The organism is Tepidanaerobacter sp. EBM-49, from assembly GCF_001896645.1.
GTDB lineage: Bacteria > Bacillota > Thermosediminibacteria > Thermosediminibacterales > Tepidanaerobacteraceae > Tepidanaerobacter > Tepidanaerobacter syntrophicus.
This window is the reverse complement of the sequence record NZ_MPPE01000036.1, coordinates 46,788-67,890: the sequence shown is the minus strand read 5'-3', so window position 1 is coordinate 67,890 and position 21,103 is coordinate 46,788. Positions and strand designations below refer to the sequence as shown.

21 protein-coding genes are annotated in these 21,103 nt (G+C 38.7%); 18 read left to right on the top strand and 3 right to left on the bottom strand.

Annotation, left to right across the window (positions count from 1 at the left end; genetic code table 11):
* Positions 1 to 71 precede the first annotated feature (71 nt).
* From BUE08_RS06015 to BUE08_RS05970, 10 genes are all read left to right on the top strand, one after another.
* The gene (locus tag BUE08_RS06015; protein WP_274964148.1) at positions 72 to 1,358 is read left to right on the top strand and encodes an amidohydrolase; all 1,287 of its coding nucleotides are present in this window, start codon (positions 72 to 74) and stop codon (positions 1,356 to 1,358) included.
* Positions 1,359 to 1,380: 22 nt separating this feature from the next.
* Positions 1,381 to 2,151: an MTAP family purine nucleoside phosphorylase gene (locus tag BUE08_RS06010; protein ID WP_213996361.1), complete on the top strand. Its 771-nt coding sequence runs from the start codon at positions 1,381 to 1,383 to the stop codon at positions 2,149 to 2,151.
* Between the two features lie 41 nt (positions 2,152 to 2,192).
* Positions 2,193 to 3,380, top strand: coding sequence for a trans-sulfuration enzyme family protein (locus BUE08_RS06005; protein WP_083497605.1), 1,188 nt, complete (start codon positions 2,193 to 2,195; stop codon positions 3,378 to 3,380).
* Between the two features lie 24 nt (positions 3,381 to 3,404).
* Entirely contained in the window at positions 3,405 to 4,220 is an 816-nt protein-coding gene (locus tag BUE08_RS06000; RefSeq protein ID WP_286680571.1) for a sugar phosphate isomerase/epimerase family protein, read from the top strand.
* Entirely contained in the window at positions 4,210 to 4,917 is a 708-nt protein-coding gene (gene pcrB, locus BUE08_RS05995) for a heptaprenylglyceryl phosphate synthase (RefSeq protein WP_286680570.1), read from the top strand. The genes BUE08_RS06000 and pcrB overlap by 11 nt, the downstream gene beginning before the upstream one ends.
* 73 nt (positions 4,918 to 4,990) lie before the next feature.
* A complete protein-coding gene (locus BUE08_RS05990) occupies positions 4,991 to 5,296 on the top strand; it encodes a hypothetical protein (protein ID WP_059031493.1) in 306 nt (101 codons plus the stop codon).
* Between the two features lie 150 nt (positions 5,297 to 5,446).
* Positions 5,447 to 6,337 carry an MBL fold metallo-hydrolase gene (locus BUE08_RS05985; RefSeq protein ID WP_286680569.1) on the top strand — a complete coding sequence of 297 codons (891 nt, stop codon included), beginning with the start codon at positions 5,447 to 5,449 and terminating at the stop codon, positions 6,335 to 6,337.
* A gap of 24 nt (positions 6,338 to 6,361) precedes the next feature.
* The gene (gene typA / locus BUE08_RS05980; protein ID WP_059031491.1) at positions 6,362 to 8,194 is read left to right on the top strand and encodes a translational GTPase TypA; all 1,833 of its coding nucleotides are present in this window, start codon (positions 6,362 to 6,364) and stop codon (positions 8,192 to 8,194) included.
* Positions 8,195 to 8,266: 72 nt separating this feature from the next.
* Complete coding sequence (locus tag BUE08_RS05975; protein ID WP_059031490.1) at positions 8,267 to 8,707, top strand: OsmC family protein; 441 nt, start codon at positions 8,267 to 8,269, stop codon at positions 8,705 to 8,707.
* Positions 8,708 to 8,786: 79 nt separating this feature from the next.
* On the top strand, positions 8,787 to 9,794 hold the full coding sequence (locus BUE08_RS05970; protein ID WP_286680568.1) for a biotin--[acetyl-CoA-carboxylase] ligase: 1,008 nt from the start codon (positions 8,787 to 8,789) through the stop codon (positions 9,792 to 9,794).
* Here BUE08_RS05970 and BUE08_RS05965 read toward each other — a convergent pair.
* The gene (locus BUE08_RS05965; RefSeq protein WP_286680567.1) at positions 9,791 to 11,116 is read right to left on the bottom strand and encodes a CCA tRNA nucleotidyltransferase; all 1,326 of its coding nucleotides are present in this window, start codon (positions 11,114 to 11,116) and stop codon (positions 9,791 to 9,793) included. The genes BUE08_RS05970 and BUE08_RS05965 overlap by 4 nt on opposite strands.
* Positions 11,117 to 11,407: 291 nt before the next feature.
* Here BUE08_RS05965 and BUE08_RS05960 point away from each other — a divergent pair, with 291 nt between their 5' ends.
* The 3 genes from BUE08_RS05960 to BUE08_RS05950 are packed head-to-tail and all read left to right on the top strand — an operon-like array spanning position 11,408 to position 13,287.
* Positions 11,408 to 11,785 carry a GntR family transcriptional regulator gene (locus tag BUE08_RS05960; RefSeq protein WP_286680566.1) on the top strand — a complete coding sequence of 126 codons (378 nt, stop codon included), beginning with the start codon at positions 11,408 to 11,410 and terminating at the stop codon, positions 11,783 to 11,785.
* Positions 11,785 to 12,645 (top strand): ABC transporter ATP-binding protein, encoded by an 861-nt coding sequence (locus tag BUE08_RS05955; RefSeq protein ID WP_286680565.1) that lies wholly within the window; start codon positions 11,785 to 11,787, stop codon positions 12,643 to 12,645. The genes BUE08_RS05960 and BUE08_RS05955 overlap by 1 nt, the downstream gene beginning before the upstream one ends.
* Positions 12,646 to 12,648: 3 nt before the next feature.
* The gene (locus BUE08_RS05950; RefSeq protein WP_286680564.1) at positions 12,649 to 13,287 is read left to right on the top strand and encodes an ABC-2 transporter permease; all 639 of its coding nucleotides are present in this window, start codon (positions 12,649 to 12,651) and stop codon (positions 13,285 to 13,287) included.
* A 265-nt stretch (positions 13,288 to 13,552) separates the two neighbouring features.
* Here BUE08_RS05950 and hcp read toward each other — a convergent pair whose 3' ends face one another.
* Positions 13,553 to 15,109, bottom strand: a complete 1,557-nt coding sequence (gene hcp, locus BUE08_RS05945) for a hydroxylamine reductase (protein WP_286680563.1) — start codon at positions 15,107 to 15,109, stop codon at positions 13,553 to 13,555.
* Positions 15,110 to 15,346: 237 nt separating this feature from the next.
* Here hcp and BUE08_RS05940 point away from each other — a divergent pair, with 237 nt between their 5' ends.
* The 5 genes from BUE08_RS05940 to BUE08_RS05920 all read left to right on the top strand — a co-directional run bounded on the left by BUE08_RS05940 (position 15,347) and on the right by BUE08_RS05920 (position 20,290).
* Positions 15,347 to 16,321: an SIS domain-containing protein gene (locus BUE08_RS05940; protein WP_286680562.1), complete on the top strand. Its 975-nt coding sequence runs from the start codon at positions 15,347 to 15,349 to the stop codon at positions 16,319 to 16,321.
* A 27-nt stretch (positions 16,322 to 16,348) separates the two neighbouring features.
* A complete protein-coding gene (locus BUE08_RS05935; protein ID WP_286680561.1) occupies positions 16,349 to 17,644 on the top strand; it encodes an ABC transporter substrate-binding protein in 1,296 nt (431 codons plus the stop codon).
* Between the two features lie 69 nt (positions 17,645 to 17,713).
* Positions 17,714 to 18,601: a carbohydrate ABC transporter permease gene (locus BUE08_RS05930; protein ID WP_273039058.1), complete on the top strand. Its 888-nt coding sequence runs from the start codon at positions 17,714 to 17,716 to the stop codon at positions 18,599 to 18,601.
* A 3-nt stretch (positions 18,602 to 18,604) separates the two neighbouring features.
* A complete protein-coding gene (locus BUE08_RS05925) occupies positions 18,605 to 19,459 on the top strand; it encodes a carbohydrate ABC transporter permease (protein ID WP_059031480.1) in 855 nt (284 codons plus the stop codon).
* A 6-nt stretch (positions 19,460 to 19,465) separates the two neighbouring features.
* Positions 19,466 to 20,290, top strand: coding sequence for a PfkB family carbohydrate kinase (locus BUE08_RS05920; protein WP_286680560.1), 825 nt, complete (start codon positions 19,466 to 19,468; stop codon positions 20,288 to 20,290).
* A 6-nt stretch (positions 20,291 to 20,296) separates the two neighbouring features.
* Here the strand turns inward: BUE08_RS05920 and BUE08_RS05915 are convergent, their stop codons facing one another.
* Entirely contained in the window at positions 20,297 to 21,067 is a 771-nt protein-coding gene (locus tag BUE08_RS05915) for a GntR family transcriptional regulator (RefSeq protein WP_286680559.1), read from the bottom strand.
* Positions 21,068 to 21,103: the final 36 nt, after the last annotated feature.

The following is a 21,103-nucleotide window of genomic DNA, read 5'->3' as shown; positions in this document are numbered from 1 at the left end:
CTGCATAATATGTTAAACTGTATTTATAGTGTGATATATTCAGATATTTGTTGAAGGGGAGGTAATATATCTTGAAGTTACTTGTGAAAAACGGCGAGGTATTGCGTTTTGAAAAAGACAAGGCTGTGGTTGATAGGGTTGATATAGGTATTGAGGACTCAAAAATAGTTCAGATCGGAGAAATTAGCGAAGGTTTTGGTGCTGATAAAATCATTGATGCAAATAATATGTTAGTTATGCCGGGCTTTATAAACACTCACACACACCTTGCAATGAATCTTTTTAGAAATTATGCAGATGATATGCTGCTTCAGGATTGGCTTACAAAGAAGATATGGCCTCTTGAGAAAAAACTGACTGCTGAATCCGTTTATTGGGCATCTGTCCTAGGAATCGCCGAACTTATAAAAAGCGGCGTAACCGGATTTCTTGATATGTATTTTTTTGTAGAAGAAACCATTAAAGTCGCCCTGGAAACAGGAGTTAGGGCGTATATTGCAAGAGGACTTACTGATGAACCGTTAGGTATGGAATTCCAATTAAAAGAAACAAAAGAGCTTTATAGAAAATTTGACGGCAAGGATGGAAGAATTAAGATTTTTGCCGGTCCCCATGCTCCTTATACCTGCAGTCCGCGCTATCTCAAGAAGGTAAAGGCACTGGCGGATGAATTGGGGATAGGAATTCATATTCATCTTTCGGAAACGCGGCAAGAAGTAAATGACAGTATAAAACAATGGCGAAAGACACCAATAAAACATGTATATGATCTGGGAATTTTTGAAAGACCCACCATTGCAGCTCACTGTGTCCATGTTGATGACGACGATATCCAGATACTTAAAGAATGCAATGTAAGCGTAGCCTATAACCCTACCAGCAATTTAAAGCTTGCCAGCGGTTTTGCGCCTGTTGAAAAGATGGTAAAAGCCGGAGTAAATGTATCCCTTGGCACTGATGGGGCTTCATCTAACAACAACCTTAATATGTTTGAAGAAATTCACCTTGCATCAATAGTAAATAAATGCGTAAACAATGATGCTGTATCAATTCCTGCAGAAACTGCTATAAAGATGGCAACAATAAACGGAGCTAAAGCGCTTGGAGTCGATGGCGAACTTGGAAGCATAGATGTTGGAAAGAAGGCAGATATTATACTCATCGACCTAAATAAGCCTCACTTATGTCCTCTACACAACCCTCTATCCGCTGTATGCTACTGTGCCCAAGCATCTGATGTACACACTGTAATTGTAGATGGAAAGATACTTATGGAAAATTATGAACTTAAAACAATAGACTTAGAGAAGGCCATGTACAATACGGCGCGCTGCGCTCAAAAACTAACGGGAGCTTAAAGCTGAAGGGATGTGAAAATATATGGAAAAAGCAATAATAGGCGGAACTGGAGTTTACGATATAGGCGAAGCCTGCTCTCAAGAAATCAAAACCGAATACGGATCAGTTACAATTGATGTGGTAAAAACAAAAAGCGGCGAAGAAGTCGCATTTCTTGCAAGACATGGGAAGGGACATTCGGTGCCGCCTCATTTAATAAATTACAGGGCAAATATCAAGGCACTAAAAGACATAGGCATAAAATACATATATACCACCTGCGCCGTAGGTTCATGCAATGAAAACTTTGCCCCGGCAGATGTTGTAGTATTAAAGGACTTTCTTGATTTTACCAAGACGCGCCCTCTTACATTTTATGAAGGTGGAGAAAAGGGCGTTGTGCATGTTGCCATGGATGCGCCATATTGCCCGAATCTTGGAAGAAAGTTTAAAGAATACGCAAAAACCATGGGCCTTAACATAAAAGGCGATGCAGTCTATGCATGCACTGAGGGCCCGAGATTTGAAACCGCCAGCGAAATCAAAATGTATAAAATGCTGGGAGCAGATATAGTTGGTATGACAAACGTGCCTGAAGTGGTCCTTGCCAAAGAGCTGGGCATGTGCTATCAGGCAATAGGAATTGTTACTAATTGGTGTACCGGAATAAAGGGCGATGTGGCAGGTCATGATATTAAAGGTGCAGTGGAGAGCAATAAGGCGCTTATTTCAGAAATATTTATGACAGTTTTTACTGAAGAAGAACTTTCCCAAGATGATTGCAAATGTAATGCTTCTTTAATCAAGCTATAATATGAATAAAAAATGATTGTTACTAAAACGGAGGAATAAAAATGAACGACGATTATGGTTTTGATACCCTTTCAATACACGGTAAAAATGAAGAAAATAATCCTGCAAATGCTTTAAATCCGCCAATATTCATGACATCTACGTATGTGTTTGATGATGTGCAAGATGCCGAAGATATAATGAATTTTAGAAAGGAGGGGTATTTATACACAAGAGGTAATAACCCTACTTTAAGGCTGTTTGAAAAGAGGATGGCAGGCCTTGAAGATGGCAGAGACGCTGTAGCATTTGCCTCGGGAATGTCTGCTATCACATCGGTTCTCTTTTCATTTCTTTCCCCGGGCGACACCTTACTTACCCATACAGTTCTTTATGGTTCCAGCTATACCGCAACCCATAAATTGCTTACAAAATATAAAATTAACTGCAAGAGCGTAGATTTTACGGACCTTGAAGCGGTAAAAGCTGCAATAGATGCAAATACCAAAGTCCTCTATTTTGAAACGCCGGCAAATCCGAGCCTTGACATCATAGATATTCGCAAGGTTTCAGAGATAGCGAAGGCTCACAATGCAAAAGTTGTAGTCGATAACACATTTGCGACTCCGTATTTTCAAAAACCACTTTCCCTAGGCGCAGATGTGGCAGTTCACAGCGCAACTAAGTATATTTGCGGCCATGGTGATGCGCTGGGAGGGGTAGCGGTTTCCAAAGATGTAGATTATATACGGGATTTGAAATTCGAGTATATGTGTGAATTTGGGGGAGTCATGAGTCCGTTTAATGCTTGGCTCATGCTGCGAGGCTTAAAAACCCTAGGTCTTAGAATGCGCCAACACGAGGCCAATGCAATTGCTATTGCAAAGTTTCTTAAAGGCCACCCAAAAATCGAATCTGTGATATATCCCGGACTTGAAACCGCGAAGGGTCACCTTTTAGCAAAAGAGCAAATGAGCGGCTTTGGAGCTATGATAAGTTTTGAGGTAAAAGGTGGTCTTGAAGCTGCAAAAAAATTCGTGAATAATGTGAAGCTGGCTAAGCTTGCAGTAAGTCTTGGAGATTGCGAGACCCTTATTGAGCTTCCGGCAGCAATGACTCATGCCGGCTATCCAAAAGAAAAGTTAAGAGAGTTTGGACTTACCGAAAGTATGGTTCGACTTTCGGTTGGGATAGAAGACGTAAAAGATATTATTGGCGACCTTTCAAGAGCTCTTGACACCTTAAACTAAAGTTTTGCAAGGAGATTTTAAGCAATGACACTAAAATTGGGCATATTTTCATGGTTTGGTTTTGTCATGCCTATATTCGAAAGACTTGATCTCATAAAAAGCGCCGGTTTTGAGGCAACTTCACTATGGTGGGAAGACGAAGAGGGAACACCTTGTATTCCTAAAGATGCAATGCCGGAAATGGTTAGAGAGGCAGGACTGTATCTGGAAAACATTCATGCCCCTTTTACTGATTCCGCTGATTTATGGAGCGAGAGCAAGTCCGCTCGACAAAAAATTCTAAAAGAGCATACGGCATGGCTTGAAGATTGCGCAAAACATGAGATACCTATTATGGTAATGCATATTGTAGAAGGAGATAAAATCCCAACTATAAATAAATATGGAATCGAAAGTTTATCTTACCTTACAAAAAAAGCCGAGGAATATAATGTAAAAATTGCGCTGGAAAATACAAAGATGACCGGAGGAATACCTTTTATATTATCAGAAATAGAATCGCCAAATCTAGGACTTTGCTATGATACTTCTCATGCAGTGCTAAATCACGAGGAAAACCTATTAGAAGACTTTGGTGAAAAATTAATAGCCTTACATATTTCGGATAATGATGGAAAGCGGGACAGACATTGGCTTCCCGGAGGTGGCACAATTAACTGGAATAAATTTACGGAGAAATTTCCCGCTAAAACGTTTCATGGAGGCTTAACCCTTGAGGTATATCCGACAGATGAAGAAAGTAAAGCAGGAGCAGAAGCTTTTTTACTAAAGGCATTTAAAAGTATTTCGCGATTAGCTGCAATGATTGATTATAAGAGGGAGGATATTGGTGTTTCCTGAGTGGAAAAATTGGCGACATGTTGTAAAACTTGATCCGGACAAACCGGCAGATGAATGGTTGGTACAGAAAGTTGTAGAAAGCGGCACTGATGCTATTGTTGTAGGAGGGACTCAAAATATTACACGACAAAATGTCCTAAAGCTTTTCAAACTATTAAAACCATATCCACTGCCTAAGGTTTTAGAAGTTTCTACGATAAATGCTATAACGTTTGGATTTGATGGTTACTTCATACCTATTGTTTTAAATTCCAATGATCCTCGGTGGATTATAGGGGCGCATAAGGAAGCTGTCAAACTTGTAGGCGACCTTATGGAGTGGGATGAAATTCTTCCCGAAGGTTATATCATACTCAATCCTGACTGCGCTGCTGCAAAACTTACTAAAGCTCTTTGCCCTTTAGGAAAAGAAGATGCCTTAGCATACGCAAATTGCGCAGAGCACCTTTTCTCCCTTCCGCTGATTTACATAGAATACAGCGGAACCTTTGGCGATACTGAACTTATTTCTCATATCAAAAAAGGAACTAATAAAGCGAAAATATTTTATGGTGGCGGGATTGATGATGCCAAAAAAGCAGAAATCGCAAGCAAATTTGCGGATACCATTGTAGTTGGAAACATGATTTATACTGACTCGATAAAAAATTTAAAAGACACAGTGAAAGCGGCAAAATCCACGAACCTAGAATTATAAAAAATATATGAAGGATTTTGCAAATTTTTGTGGAATAATATATTCACAAGACTTCATTCCGGGAGGTTGAAAAATGTCACAAAACCTGGATTTTAATATTAATCTTTATACAGATGGCGAAATGCTTTTCAATATTTTAAAGGTGTTTATAAGGGATTACAAAAATTCTACTTGGCCCCATGAAATTGAACGTGTCGAATTTGCAAAAAAATTGTTGGCGGATGCCCTAAGGGCTTATGAAGAAGGGATTAAAGCTAAGGAAGAGCGTATCCAACAAGGATTTTACATCGACCAGGACCTTAAGATTGTAGAAGATATGAAGGCTCGTCTTGATTATTGGAAGAATAAATACTATGAATTAGTTGGAGAGCAATTGTGATTAAGTTTTTTATCTAGTTTTAACGGTTTTTAAGCCTGCCTGTTTTTTGGCAGGTTTTTTACATTTTACAGATTCCTTGATTTTAGTAGGCAAACATATGTATAATATTAATAGTGCTTATGTTAATTGTTTTAATATGGAGGAAATTAGATGGAACTTACAAAACTTAGGGGACGCACTTACTATATCCAGGCACCTACCAATGTTGGTGTTTATAGATATAAAAACGGGTTATGCGCCCTGATAGACACGGGACTTGATAATACAACAGGCAGAAAACTTTTAGAAACATTGGAAGAAAACGGACTTAAGGTAAAGTATATCTTAAATACCCATGCACATCCTGATCACTTTGGGGCGGATAATTTTATAAAAGAAAATCAGCCTGCTTCGATTATAGGAGCATCACCACTAGAAAAGGTGTTTATGGAAAACAGCAATATGGAAAATATTATATTATATGGCGCTGCGCCGATGCCGGGACTTTCCACGCGAGTCTTGAAGGCTAAAGATACAGCAGCAGACATAGAACTTACGGAGGGTTTTGTTGAACTTGGCGACAAGAAATTTGAGATAGTACCTCTTGAAGGCCATACAATCGGCCAAATAGGAATCGTTACCGAAGATGGGGTTATTTTTTGCGGAGACGCCTTTTTTAGCGAGGATAAAATGGAAAAATATCCTCTGCCCTTTGTCTTTGATGTGGGAGCGCATTTGAAGACATTGGAGTTTTTACTTGAATCTAACTATGATTGCTACGTAATTTCTCACTGCGACGGACCGGTAGAAAACCCAAAGTCTTTAATACAAAAAAATATTGACAATATAAATGAGAATCTTGGATTGATAACCGATATTCTTTCTCAGCCTCAAACTAGAGAAGACTTGACAGAACTAATAATAAAAAAGTATGATATACCAATGAATATATCTCAGTACTTTATAACAATAACCTCTGTGAGTGCTTTTTTAACCTTTCTTCTTGAAAAACAATCAATAAGTATGGATATAATAGATGGGAAGATGTATTTTTATGTTTAAATCCCCGAGGGAGATGCAGTAAAGATGAATACTAAAAGAAATGATATAAGAAATATAGCTATTATAGCTCACGTAGACCACGGCAAGACGACACTTGTTGACGGAATGCTAAAACAGAGCGGTATATTTCGTCAGAACCAAAAAGTTGAAGAGCGAATAATGGACTCAAACGAAATTGAACGTGAGCGCGGCATAACTATTTTAGCAAAGAACACTGCAGTAACATATAATGGAATAAAAATAAATATTATTGACACACCTGGCCACGCTGATTTTGGCGGAGAGGTAGAACGGGTTTTAAAGATGGTAGACGGTGTTCTTTTGCTGGTCGATGCTTTTGAAGGTCCCATGCCTCAAACGCGTTTTGTGCTGAAAAAAGCGCTGGCGCTAGATTTGCCGGCAATTGTTGTGATAAATAAGATTGATAGACCTGATGCCAGGGTAAACCAAGTATTAGATGAGATACTAGAGCTTTTTATTGATTTAGGTGCAAATGACTCACAGATAGAGTTTCCCGTAATATATGCTTCTGCAAGAGACGGGTATGCGAAACTTGATTTAAACGACACGTCAAATGATTTAAAACCTCTATTTGAAGCTATAATAAACTATGTGCCAGCTCCTGTGGGGGACCCAGATGCTCCTGTCCAGGTGCTGATTACCACCCTTGATTATGATGAATATGTAGGCAGAATCGCCATTGGCAGAGTATTTCGCGGCACTATTATAGTTGGACAAGAATATGCGGTATGCAAAAAAGATGGGTCGATTGAAAAAGTTAAGATAAGCAATCTTTTTGAATTTAACGGCTTAAAAAGAGAACCTGCTGAATCTGCTACAGTCGGAGATATTATAGCTGTTACCGGCATCGAAGATATCGAAATAGGGGAAACTATTGCAGATGCGGAAAAACCTGAACCGGTGCCTTATGTAAATATAGATGAGCCGACTCTTTCTATGATATTTAGTGTTAATAATAGTCCTTTTGCAGGCAAGGAAGGGGAATACATTACTTCTCGGCACCTGAGAGACAGACTTTTTAAAGAAGCCAGAAGCAATGTAAGCCTTAGAGTCGAAGAAACAGACAGTCCCGATAAATTCAAGGTTTCCGGCAGAGGAGAACTGCATCTTTCTGTGCTGATAGAGACCATGAGGCGAGAGGGTTTTGAATTTCAGGTATCAAAGCCCACCGTAATCATGAAAGAAGTAAACGGCAAGATTATGGAACCTATTGAATCTGTTGTTATAGATGTTCCTGAAGCCTATGTAGGAATTGTTATGGAAAAAATGGGTATGCGGCGCGGCCAGCTCCTTAGCATGGAAAATCTCAGCGGCAACTCCGTAAGGCTTGAATTCGAAATTCCCACAAGAGGTCTTTTAGGCTATCGGTCTGAATTCATAACTGATACTAAGGGTGAAGGTATTATCAACTCGGTTTTTGCAGGCTTTGCCCCCTACAAAGGCGATATACCTACAAGAAACAGAGGATCCCTTATAGCCTTTGAAACCGGAGAAAGCAACACCTACGGTCTTTACAACGCCCAGGAGCGAGGAACGCTTTTTATCGGTCCCCAGACAAAAGTCTATGAGGGGATGATAGTTGGCGAAAACTCAAGACCAGATGACCTGGATATCAATGTTTGCAAGAAAAAGCATATTACAAATTTGCGCTCTTCAACTGCTGAAGAGACTTTAAGACTGACTCCTCCAAAAGAAATGACCCTCGAAAAGTGCCTCGAATTTATCGCAGATGACGAGCTTCTAGAAGTGACGCCGAAAAGCCTCAGGATGAGAAAGGCAGTGCTCTCCCGCCAAGATCGGCAGAAAATGAAAGGAAGAACAAGTAAAGTAAATTAACTAAACCCGTGACAATAAGCAGAAAAAGCAGTATAATTTAATTGTAGTAAATTTCACATGGAGGTGTCGACAATGGCGGTAAATACAGTAAAAGCAAAAGCTGATTGGAAAAGTGGCACTTTAGTGGAATGTGCGGCCAGAAACTTTAAGGTTACAGTTGATGAGCCTATAAGCGATGGCGGCACAGACACAGCTATGAATCCTGTTGAATTATTGTTATGTGCCCTAGGCGGCTGCATGAGTATTGTAGCAAGTTCCTTTGCTCCAAAATTTAATGTAGATCTTAAGGGTTTTTCAGTGGAGCTGGAAGGCGACATAGACCCTGACGGTTTTACAGGCAAAAATCCTAATGTAAGAAAGGGTTTTTCGGAAATCCGCTATAAAATGCATATAGTATCCGACTCTCCAAAAGAGAATATAGATAGATTGTATAAATTTATCGAGACACACTGTCCTGTAAAAGATACCTTGGCAGGAGTGCCGGTAGTTGGGACATATGAGGTTAAAGCTTAGTTAAATTTCTTCATAATGCCGCCGGAATCAGTTTCCGGCGGCATTATAGTATATTACCGAAACAAGAGGTGCTGTAATAGTGAACGAAAATCTCATATTAGTATCTAATAAATCACAGCCGAATGAACTTTTAATGTTACTTCTTGAAAATAGAGGAAGATATATTTCGGGCGAAAAAATCAGCAAAGACTTTGGTATAAGCCGCACAGCAGTATGGAAGCAAATAAATACATTAAGAGAGTGGGGTTATAAAATAAAATCCTCATCGCGCTTAGGCTATTGTATCGAAGAGCCGCCGGACCTCTTGCTTCCTGAAGAGATATGGTCGTCCTGCGATTTATCTATTTTGGGGAGCGAAATTTATTATTATTCACTTATCGACTCAACTAATAATGCGGCAAAAAAAATAGCTCAAGAAGGGGCGCCTGAGGGAACATTAGTGATAGCGGAAAGACAAAACAGAGGCAGGGGACGTATAGAAAGACAGTGGCAGTCGCCGCTGGGCGGAATTTGGCTTTCTGTGATTCTAAGACCTTATTTATTACCCCAAGACGCTCCAAAGCTTACCATTATGACGGCAGTTGCGGTAGCTGAAGCTATTAGGTCTGAAATAGAAATTGAAGCAGACATAAAATGGCCTAATGACATTTTAATTCACGGCAAAAAAGTATGCGGCATCCTCACTGAAATGAGCGCTGAATTAGATGCCGTAAATTATGTGGTAATCGGTGTTGGGATTAATGCAAATAACGACAGTTTTTCCGAAGAGCTAAAGGATATCGCTGTCTCCTTGAAGGAAGTAAAAGGACAGGAGATAAATAGATTAAAGTTGTTGTGTGCAGTTCTCAGAAAACTTGAGGATTATTACGAAAAAGCTGAGACAGAAGGGTTTTACGAGATACTTGAAAGATGGAAATCATTATGTGTAAATCTGGGCAAAAAAGTAAACATAAAAAGCATAAACGGCAGCTTTGAAGGAACTGCCGTAGATATTGATGAGTTCGGAGCTTTATTAGTTAAAAAACAGGATGGGGATATCGCAAGGGTATTAAGCGGAGATGTATCTTTGAGACAAAACGAAGATTAAGATCTAGCAGCTGCATATGTTTTTGCAAGTTCAAGGAGAGTGTCCCTGTTATTCAAAGATGGATCTTCCAAAACTTTATCCAGCAAAAAATTTAGGATTTCACCTATTTGCGGACCTGCTGGCATTTTTAGTTCTGTCATGATGTCTTTACCGGTAACTGCAAGATCTTTTATTTGATAGTCGCTGTTCTCTTCTTTAATAACTTCAAGATCCATAATCAGCTTTTTAAGTCCGGGAGAATAAATCGTATCGAACCCGCTGGCTATCTTGTCTGCTACACGCAGATCTATCAAGTCGTATATATTTTCCCAGCCCACTTTTGACACAAGCCTTCTTGCATCTGCCAAAGAAGAATCTTTAGTATAGTAAAACATGTGGTTTTCAATCAAGAGAACCACTTTTTTTATTGTTTTGTTGTCAAACCGAAGCCTTTGAAGGATTTTCTTTGCAACAGCTGCTGATTTGATTTGGTGTTTGGGGAATTTTATGCCATCCTCCCCGTTTACCGCTGTTGCGGGCTTTGCAATATCATGGAGAAGAGCAGCGAGCCTCAACGACAATGTGTTTCTTATTATTTTACACGCTATAAGGTTATGCTCTAAGACATCGACAGGCTTGTTTGAATGCATAACTCCCATGCCCGCCATAAGTTCTGGTATTATATAGTTCATGAGATCAGTTATCACGAGAGTTATTAGACCTTCGAAATTATAATCCGCCGTCAAGATTTTTGAAAACTCATCTCGTATTCGCTCCCAAGAAACAGTAGCCAGTTCGCAAGATTGTGCTTTTAAAGCATAAAGCGTAGAAGCTTCGATTGAAAAGCCAAGCTGTGCCTGAAATCTTGCTGCGCGCATGGCTCTCAAGGGATCTTCCCAGATTCTCCTAGTTGAACCGGTGCACCTGATAACCCTCTTTTCAATATCGTCGATTCCGCCAAATGGATCTATAAGTTTATCTTCTATTGGGTCATAGGCAATAGAATTAATGGTAAAGTCCCGACGAGAAAGGTCGGTATATATAGTGCCACCAAAAGTATAGTTAGGCTTGCGCCCTGGCGCGTCGTTTCTATATGGGGTTATTTCTACCTTTATGCCATCTTCTACTATAAGCATAGTGCCAAAATCTCCATAAGGTTTTGCATTTGGGAAAACTGACTTAATTTCATCTGGGAATGCATTAGTCGTTATATCAAAGTCGGAAATTTCTCTATTTATTATTATATCCCTTATTGTTCCCCCCACAACATAAGCCTCAAATCCTGCAGACTTAAGCTTAAGGCATATCTCTTTGATTTTAAACGGCAAATTAAACTGAATCATAACAAAACCCCAAATCGAGTATTTTTATTTATATTATACACTAATATGTATGCTTAACAAAGCAAAAAAAGGAATAGAGAAGCAAGTATAGCGCAGAAGGAACAGGAACAGAAGGAACATGAACAGGAACAGGGGTGAACACAGGAGGCACATAACACACAGGGACGGTTCTTTTGTGTTGTCAGACAACACAAAAGAACCGTCCCTGTGTGTTATGCAAAAATAGTGTTGACATAAATAAATTTTGTATATATACTGTATATATACTATATACACAGATAAGGAGGAACTATGTTTATACCTATCTCTAATAATGATCCAAGACCCCTTTATGAGCAAATTTTTGAAGGTATAAAAAATAAAATCTTAACCGGTGAACTTGCGCCTGGAGATGCCCTGCCATCAATAAGACAGTTGGCTCAAGACTTAAAGACAAGCGTCATAACTACAAAGCGAGCCTATTTTGAACTCGAACAGCAAAAACTTATTGTTACACGGCCGGGCAAAGGAAGTTTCGTGGCTGATTATGATGCAGATAAAATTGCGTCTATGCAAAGGGCTGAAATCGAGCAGCAAATGCGGAAGACAATTACCGAAGCTAAGAAAAACGGAGTTTTGAAAAAAGAGCTGGAAGAGATGTTTCGTAAAATTCTAGAGGAGGAGTATTGATGGGGAATATACTAGAAGTAATAAATCTGAACAAACGTTTTAATAGTTTTGCGTTGTCTGATATAAACATTACGCTGCCAAAAGGCTACATAATGGGATTTATCGGGGCAAACGGCGCAGGAAAAACCACAACGATAAAATTAATAATGAATATGATAAGACGCGATTCGGGCAAAATAAATATTTTTGGAAAAGACAACATAAAATACGAAATCCCAATAAAAAACAAAATAGGGTACGTGCACGAGCAGCCAATTTTTTACGATGATTTGACGGTGGGATGGACGGGAAATTTTGCAGGAAAATTTTATTCAGATTGGGATGATGAGAGATTTAATGAGCTTCTTGAAAAGTTTTGTATAAAGAAATCACAAATAGTAAAGCAGCTTTCAAAAGGGACAAAAATGAAAACAGCGTTAGCCCTAGCACTTTCTCATAAACCAGAGCTGCTTATATTAGATGAACCAACCTCGGGCTTAGATCCTGTGATAAGAGATGAACTACTAGATATCCTAATGGAATTTATTCAAAACGAAGAGCACGGCGTGTTTTTTTCATCACATATTACCTCGGACATAGAAAAAATTGCAGACTATATAACATTAATTAATGAAGGAAGAATAATTTTTTCAGAGGAAAAGGACAAAATATTAAATTCATGGAAGCTGGTTAAAGGTGATGTTAGGAAGATAGAAGAATATAAAGATGATTTAATGGGCATAAAGATATCAAGAACCGGCTTTAGTGGCATAGTAGAAGACATTGAATCTTTTAAATCACGTCATGATGTTTCTTCGCTTGTAATAGATAAAACAACCCTTGATGATATTCTTATTCATCTTACAAAAAAGGAGAATTGACATATGATACACCTTGTTATGAAAGACTTTTATGTTAATAGAAAATATTTGTTATTAATTTCAATGCTTGTTTGTTTTATCTTAATTCTTAGCGGACCATCGTCTTCTGTCGCTATTTTTGCAGGAGGCTTTGCGTCATACAGCATGCTTATAAGGAGCTGCTTTTACGATGATAAAGATAAGGGTGACATATTTTTAAGAACACTGCCGATAAAAGCATCTGTAATCGTTTTAAGCAAATATATATTTCTATTGTCGATGCTTATTATTGTTGCTGTAGTTTCTTTACTGTTTAGTTTATTAATTAAAGAAGATTTTCGCGCTTATTACATGAGCTTTATGTTTTTTGTTCCAATTATATGCTTTATCAATGCCATCTACCTTCCTGTATTTTTTAAATATGGTTATGAAAAGGCGACAACATACCAGACATTATTATTTCTTGTAATGATATTTCTGCCATTTGGGTTCGAGAAGATAGGAAGTTTGATGCAAATGCAGGATTTTAATTTCTTGTCTTCTATTATATCTCTTATCACCTCAAGCAGCATTTATACAACATTTCTTGTAGTTTGTGCATTATCCCTTGCTTTGCTTGCTATATCTTACAAATTTTCTTTGAAGCTATATCTTGCCCGGTGACTTTTATCTCTCACACAATTGCTTATTCATTTGCGAAAAAGGTGCGGCAATTGTCGAAAGGCAAGGACGGTTCGAGAGGTGCGAAAGGTAGGAAGGTGAAGGGGAAGGTTCGAGAAGGAACACACAGACCAGCTAACTAAAGTCAAGTCATTTTTGTAACACACGGGGACGGTTCTTTTGTGTTGTCAGACAACACAAAAGAACCGTCCCCGTGTGTTATTCCCTGTGTGTTATTCTTGCGACAAAGATGTCGCGCTTAATTTAGTTATCCTAAAATTTTCTTCAAGTCTTCATCAGGGGTGCTGATGGGAGTAATATTAAATTTTTCTACTAGAACATTTAACACATCTTGAGACAGGAATGCCGGCAATGTAGGTCCAAGATATATATTCTTGATATTAAGCGCTAAAAGCGTAAGGAGAATACATACCGCTTTTTGTTCATACCATGATAGAACAAGAGTCAGGGGAAGATCGTTTACGCCGCAGTTAAATGCTTTTGCAAGTTCTGTTGCTACCACAATAGCGGAATATGCATCATTGCACTGACCCATGTCCATAATCCTCGGAAGACCGCCTATTTTCCCTAAATCAAGGTCATTGAAGCGGTATTTACCACAAGCAAGGGTGAGAACCACCGAATCCTTGGGCGTCTTTTTAACAAACTCGGTATAATAATTTCGCCCTGGCCTTGCTCCATCGCATCCGCCCACCAAGAATATATGCTTTATATCTCCGGCCTTTACGGCTTCTATCACTTTGTCCGCAACACCTAAAACAGCATTTCTTGCAAATCCGGTCATGACTTCAGTTCCGCCATTAATTCCGGTAAATATTTTATCCTCAGGATATCCGCCAAGCTCCAAAGCCTTGTTTATTACAGGCGAAAAATCCTTTATACCATTCTTACCTTCGCTAATGTGCTGTGTTTGGGGATAGCCCACCACGCCTGTAGTAAAAACTCTATCTGCATAACTTGCCTTCGGCGGCATTAGGCAATTTGTTGTAAATAAAATCGGAGCCGGAACCCCGTCGAATTCCCTTTGCTGATTTTGCCAAGCAGTCCCAAAATTGCCCTTGAGATGAGGGTATTTTTTAAGCTCAGGATAACCGTGAGCCGGCAGCATTTCGCCATGGGTGTATATATTAATTCCTTTTCCTTCCGTCTGCTCCAGCAGCTGTTTTAAGTCCAGAAGGTCATGGCCTGTAATGATTATAAACGGTCCTTTTTCTACCTTCATAGGAACTGTTGTAGGAACGGGGTGGCCGAAAGCAGAGGTATTTGCTTCATCTAAAAGCGCCATACACTGCAAGTTTACGTTGCCAAACTCCATCAAAAGATTTAACGCTTCATCCGTGGAATGATCTTCCCCGATCGCCTTCATTCCTTTATAAAACCAATTTATAATATCCTTGTCTTCTTTTCCGAGAATATGAGCATGCCATGCATAGGCTGCCATGCCTCGCATTCCAAAGAGCAGCGTTGACCGCGGTGAACGCGCATTTACATCGTCATCCCATAATTTATCTTGAGGAAAATCTTCAGCTCCGCCAAGTTTTTCCTTTTCTGTTTTTACAAGCTCTATTAACTCCTGGATTCTATTTGGATCAAAGTTGACATTTGTAACGGTTGCAAATAATCCTTCCATCATTAATTTGTCAGCTTCCGGCCCGGGGCTTTTACCATCTGCAGCTCTTGCAAGCTCGATAAGCGCGCAAGTAAGTTCATCTTGCTTTTGCGCAACGCTTGCATCTTTACCGCAAACCCCGACTTTGGTGCAGCCTTTGCCGCCTGCGGTTTGTTCACATTGAAAACAAAACATTGTCCAACACCTCTTTCTTTGTGTTTTTTCTATTCTTAGAATACAATACCTGAAACAAAATTTCGGTAGCTATAGCTACAAAAAGAATTTCCTGAAAATCGATTACAGAGTAATTTAACTCCTAACAATAATAAAATAATCAAAAAAGTCTATTGATTTTTTTAAAAGATAGTTATATAATCTAAACATGACATCATATGAGGTCATATAAAATTTCGTCAGGGAGGAATTATAAATATGAACCAGGAACATGTAACACAATTAAACGATGCTATTCGTGCAGTTAAATCAACAGATTTGAAGAACTTTTATTTTGTAGCATGCGGCGGGTCTATGGCAAATTTATATCCGGCACATTACATATTTGATAGAGAAATAGAGACTCCGTCTGCAATTTATTCATCAAACGAATTTGTTCACAGGGAACCGAAAGCACTAGGTAAAGGCAGTGTTGTAATTTTGTGTTCGCACTCAGGCAATACTCCTGAAACTGCAAAAGCCGCGGAATTCGCAAGGAAAAAAGGAGCTGTAACAATAGCTTTTTCAAATGTGGTTGATTCACCGCTTTGGAAAGCTGCAGAATTTCCGATTCACTATGATTATGGTGTCGAAGCCACGGCAAAAGAAGGAAATAGCGGGATGCTCTACAGATTAATTTTTGGTATTTTAAATGAAATTGCAGCAAATGAAAAATACGAAAAGGCCATCGGCTCGATAGATAATTTGCAAAAATTATCTGATGTCAATAAGGAAATGACCTTTGATGCGGCAGATGAGTTCGGCAAGAAATATAAGAGAGAAAAACTTATATATACTATGGCTAGCGGTCCTAATTACGGTGTTGCATATTCATTTACAAGCTGCTTGCTAATGGAAATGCTATGGATTAATTCTAACGCCATTCATGCAGGAGAATATTTCCATGGTCCTTTTGAAGTTACAGATTTTGATGTGCCTTTTCTTCTTATTAAAGGGTTGGGAGAGACAAGACCTCTGGACGAAAGAGCTCACGACTTTGTTAAAAAGTTCAGTGAAAAACTGACTGTAGTAGATGCAAAAGACTTTAATATGGACGGAATAGATGAAGATTTAAAGAGTTATTTTACTCCGCTTATTGCCGGCGTAGTTTTGAGACAGTATGCAGACAGGCTTGCAGAGCACACAGGTCATCCGCTTTCTGTTCGCCGCTATATGTGGAAAATGGAATATTAATAAAATTTTAAAGGGGGTTACGCATCAATGAAACGTTTAATTATTTTAGCACTTTGTTTGGTTATGGTTGCGACTGTTGCAGCTTGCGGCACAAGTTCAAACCAGCAAGCATCAAAACCGGCCGAAAGCGATGGCCCAAAAGTAGAAATCAAGTTTTTTCACCGCTGGCCAAATGAGCCAAGAAATACGTTCTTTAAAGAAGCAGTAGCAGAGTTTGAAGCACAGCACCCAAATGTAAAAATTAACATGGACTGTGTTTTAAATGATTCCTACAAAGAAAAAATTCGTGTTTTAGTTTCTAACGAAGATTTACCTGATATATTTTCTTCCTGGTCAGATTCATTTGCTGAAAATATTGTATCATCAGGCAAGGTTAAACCATTAGACGAGCTTTTTGCACAAGACAAGGAATGGTCAAGCAATATTTTGGAATCTCAGCTTGGAGCATTTACTTTTGACGGCAAACTTTACGGAGTTCCCCTTACAATTGATGGCAAAGCTTTTGCTTACAATACGAAAATATTCAAGGATAATAATATAGAACCGCCAAAAACCTTTGAAGAATTTGTACAGATTCTTGATAAACTAAAAAAAGCAGGCTATGAAACCCCGATAATCGAAGGGCTGTCAGATGCCTGGGCGATATCGCATTATATCGGTACGATAAATCAAAGATTAATAGATCCTCAAATTTTAGAAAAGGACTACAATCCAAAGACCGGGGAATTTATCGATCCATCATATGTTACGGCATTAAAAGCCTTTAAAACTCTTACAGACTACATGGGAGAGGTTGCAACTGCAATAGATCATGAAACTGCAAGAAATATGTTTGCAAACGGGGAAGTGCCAATAATATATATGCAGTTTGCAGAGATAAAATACGTGGAAGATGCAGGAATGAAAGATTTTGCCTTCTTTGATTTTCCGCCCTTTGAAAATGGAAAAGGCGATCCTCGCGCATTAACCGGCGCACCGGAAGGGTTTATGTTAAGTAAAAATGCGCCAAAAGAGGCTGAAGAGTTTCTAAAATTCCTCACCTCTAAAGAAATGGCATTCAAATTTACAAAGGACTGCGGACAGCTCAATGCCATTAAAGGAGCTGTGACATCGGAAAATGCATCAGATAAGTCTTTAGCAGCATACGATGTAATACTCAATGCTACAAGAACTGTTCCCTGGTTTGACAATGCAGTAAATATCAATATAGCAGATGCATTTATGAGAGGATGCCAATCAATGGTTATAGGCGAGATGACACCCGAGGATGTAATTAAGTCAGTGCAACAAGAAGCTGCAAAATTGAGAAATAGTGCTAAATAAGAGCTTTTCGGGACGGGAAGACATATGCCTTCCCTCTCCCCATTTTTACAAAAGGAGCGAGTGATATATATGAAACAACTTAAAAAGCAGATAACGCCATATCTCTTTATGCTGCCCTGCTTTATTCTGCTTTTTGTATTCATTTTCTTGCCGCTAATTCAAAACTTTATTTACAGTTTATATGATTTTGCAGCTTTTTCTCCAACAAAAACATTTGTCGGCTTAGCTAATTTTAAAGCTTTATTAAAAGATAAGGTTGTTGTTACAGGATTAACAAATAATGTTCGATATGCTATAATTTCTGTCATATGTCAGGTATTTGGCGGTTTGATTCTGGCTGCGATATTAGAGGATAAGCTTTTCAGAAGAATTGCCCCATTTTTTAGAGTGGTATATTTTATGCCGGTAGTTATCTCGATTTCCGTAATCTGCCTTTTGTTTAGCTTCATCTACCATCCTCAAATTGGATTATTAAACAATTTCTTAAAATTAATAGGTTTAGGCCATTTAGCAAAGCCTTGGCTGGGATTGTCTAAAACAGCACCTTATGCAGTTATAGCAGTATCTCAATGGCAGAGCATAGGCTACATAATGATGCTGTTTATTGTAGCAATTCAAAAAATACCTCAAGAGCTATACGAGGCTGCAGAAATTGACGGAGCAAGCAAAATAAGACGTTTTTTTAGTATAACCGTACCTCAGGTTAAAGAAACTATTTTTGTGACAACCCTAATAACAATAACGGGCTCAATGCTGGTTTTCAACGAACCTTATATATTGACCAAGGGCGGGGGTCCGGGCACAAGCTCTATAACTTTAGCCGTGCATATGTATTTATCCGGCTTTTTTAAAGACAAAATGGGTTATGCCTCAACTATTGCCATAGTAATATTTATAATTACAGCGTTACTTGCTGTAATACAGTTTAAGCTATTTGGCGGCGGGGAGGAGGATTAACAAATGGCGAATAAAAAAATGAAAAGCTCACATAGACAAAAATTAGGATTAAGCGGCAGCTTCATTATGGTTTTACTAATACTTTGGGCAGTTATTATTCTTTACCCTCTTTTTTGGATGATTATGTCATCTTTTAAAAGTTATGATGAAATATATAGTAATGTATGGAGCCTGCCGGGCCAGTGGCTTATCTCTAATTATGCAACTGCATGGGAAAAGGGAATATCAAGCTACTTTGTCAACAGTGTAATCGTCACAGCGGCAACAATAGCAGGAGTTGTCATAATCGCGTCGCTATGCGCTTACGGACTTAGCAGGTATAAATCTCGCGGAATCGATATAGCATTAATGCTTTGTACGGCAGGTATGATGGTGAATCCTCAGGTATGCCTTATTCCTCTTTATGTTTTATTGCAAAAGCTCGGAATACATAATACGAGATTAGGCCTCATTCTCCCGTATATTACTTTTAGACTGCCGCTTTCTGTCCTGCTTATCCGATCTTATTTTTTAAGCATTCCGAAGGAAATAGAAGAATCTGCCATAATAGACGGGTGCTCAGAGCTTGGCATTTATTCAAGAATATATATGCCTATGTCAAAGCCGATAATATTCACTACTATTATGCTTACTGCATACTATGCATGGAATGAATTCTTGTTTGCTATAATTTTTATAGACTCGGATAAATTAAAAACAATTCCATCTGGTTTAATGAATTTCAGGGATGCACTTCAAACCAATTGGGGTGTCCTGCTTGCAGGAATGGTAATTTCTGCCATACCAATGATTATTTTGCTAATCGCTCTTCAAAAGCATCTTGTAAGAGGAATGTCTGAAGGGGCACTGAAAGGATGATGAAAAATGAAGATGATTGCGGTAGGAGATAATGTAGCAGATTGTTACATAGACCAGGGACTTTATTATCCCGGCGGAAACTGTGTGAATGTGGCAGTAAACTGTAAACGCAACGGATTCCGGGAAAGTGCTTATATAGGAATTTTTGGAAATGACGACAAGGCACAACATATAAAGTGGGCGCTTGCTCAGGAAGGAGTAAGTTATGAGAGATCCAGAACAATGATAGGAATTAGCGGTCAGCCCAGAGTAAATCTTACACCGGAGAAAGATAGGGTATTTATAGGCGGGCCAAAGGATACTGTGCAGCATGTTGTAAGATTAAAAATAACGCCTAACGACTTGGAATATATATCAAAATTCGATATATGCCATACAAGCTGTTATTCAAGCTTGGAACCGGAACTTGAAGCTATTAAGAAATGCTGTGATATTTCCTTTGATTTTTCTGATATGAAAGATAATAAATATTTAGAGGCAGTGTGCCCTCATGTAAAATATGCCTTTTTGTCAGGCTCAGACATGAGCTTGAGCAAAGTGAAAGAACTTATAAATAAGTGCCATATGCTTGGCACGGAAATTGTGGGAATAACCAGGGGGTCTAAAGGGGCTATTTTTTCAAAGGAAGGTAAACTGTTCGAACAGGACATAGTGCCTGTGAAAGTGGTTGATACAATGGGAGCCGGAGACAGCTTTATAGCAGGATTTTTAACCTACTATATTCAAAGCGGTGATATGGCTGCCGCGCTAAAATATGCAGCAAAATGCGCAGCAAAGACATGCACTTTTTACGGGGGATTTGGGTATCCTCATCAGCTGGAAAGTGAATAGACCTTATCACTGAGTAATCGCTTTTTTCTCTGCGCCTTGCTCGTAAGGTATGTCTGCATTTATAACATACTTTACTCGACTTGCAAGCATATAGTTTAAAGAATAGTGAACCGGTATCTCGTGAGGATCATATATTACTTTTTTTATAAAAAACAGAGGCTCGCTAGGCGTGCAATCCAGCAGCTTGCTGTAATCGCTTTGGGCGGTAACAACGCTAAATTCCTTATATGCTTTAGCCATGACAATTCCGTAATCTTTTTGAATTAGATTGAAAGTGGAGGTATTGTCGTGGATTTTTTCATATATACCGGGATAAATATTAAGAGGAAAATAAGCAATATCGATACCTAGCGGCTCTCCTTCATCTATTATAAGACGCGTAAGTTCTAATACCTTAGAGTTTCCCCTAGTTTTCATTTTAAATATATTACACAGGTGGTCATCTGCGTTAATTAATTTTTTTTCTAAAACCTTTGATAAGAAAGAACGATTTTTGCTTACTAAATTTTCCGCATAACCTCCCAGATCTAATATCTTTATGCTCAGCTTTTCCTTGCTTACAAAAGTTCCCTTGCCGTGTTTTACTTCAATAAGCCCTTCTTTGACAAGCTCCTTTATTGCCCTTCTTACGGTTATTCGGCTTACGCCGTATTGCTCGCACAGCTGCTTTTCGTTTGGGAGTCTGTCTCCTTCTTTGTAAATTCCATTTAAAATGTCATTTTTTATCGCTAACTTTAGCTGTTCATACAAATTAACTTTGCTTGAATTATCCAGCATACCTTAAATAGCCTCCTTTTCCTAATATATTTTACA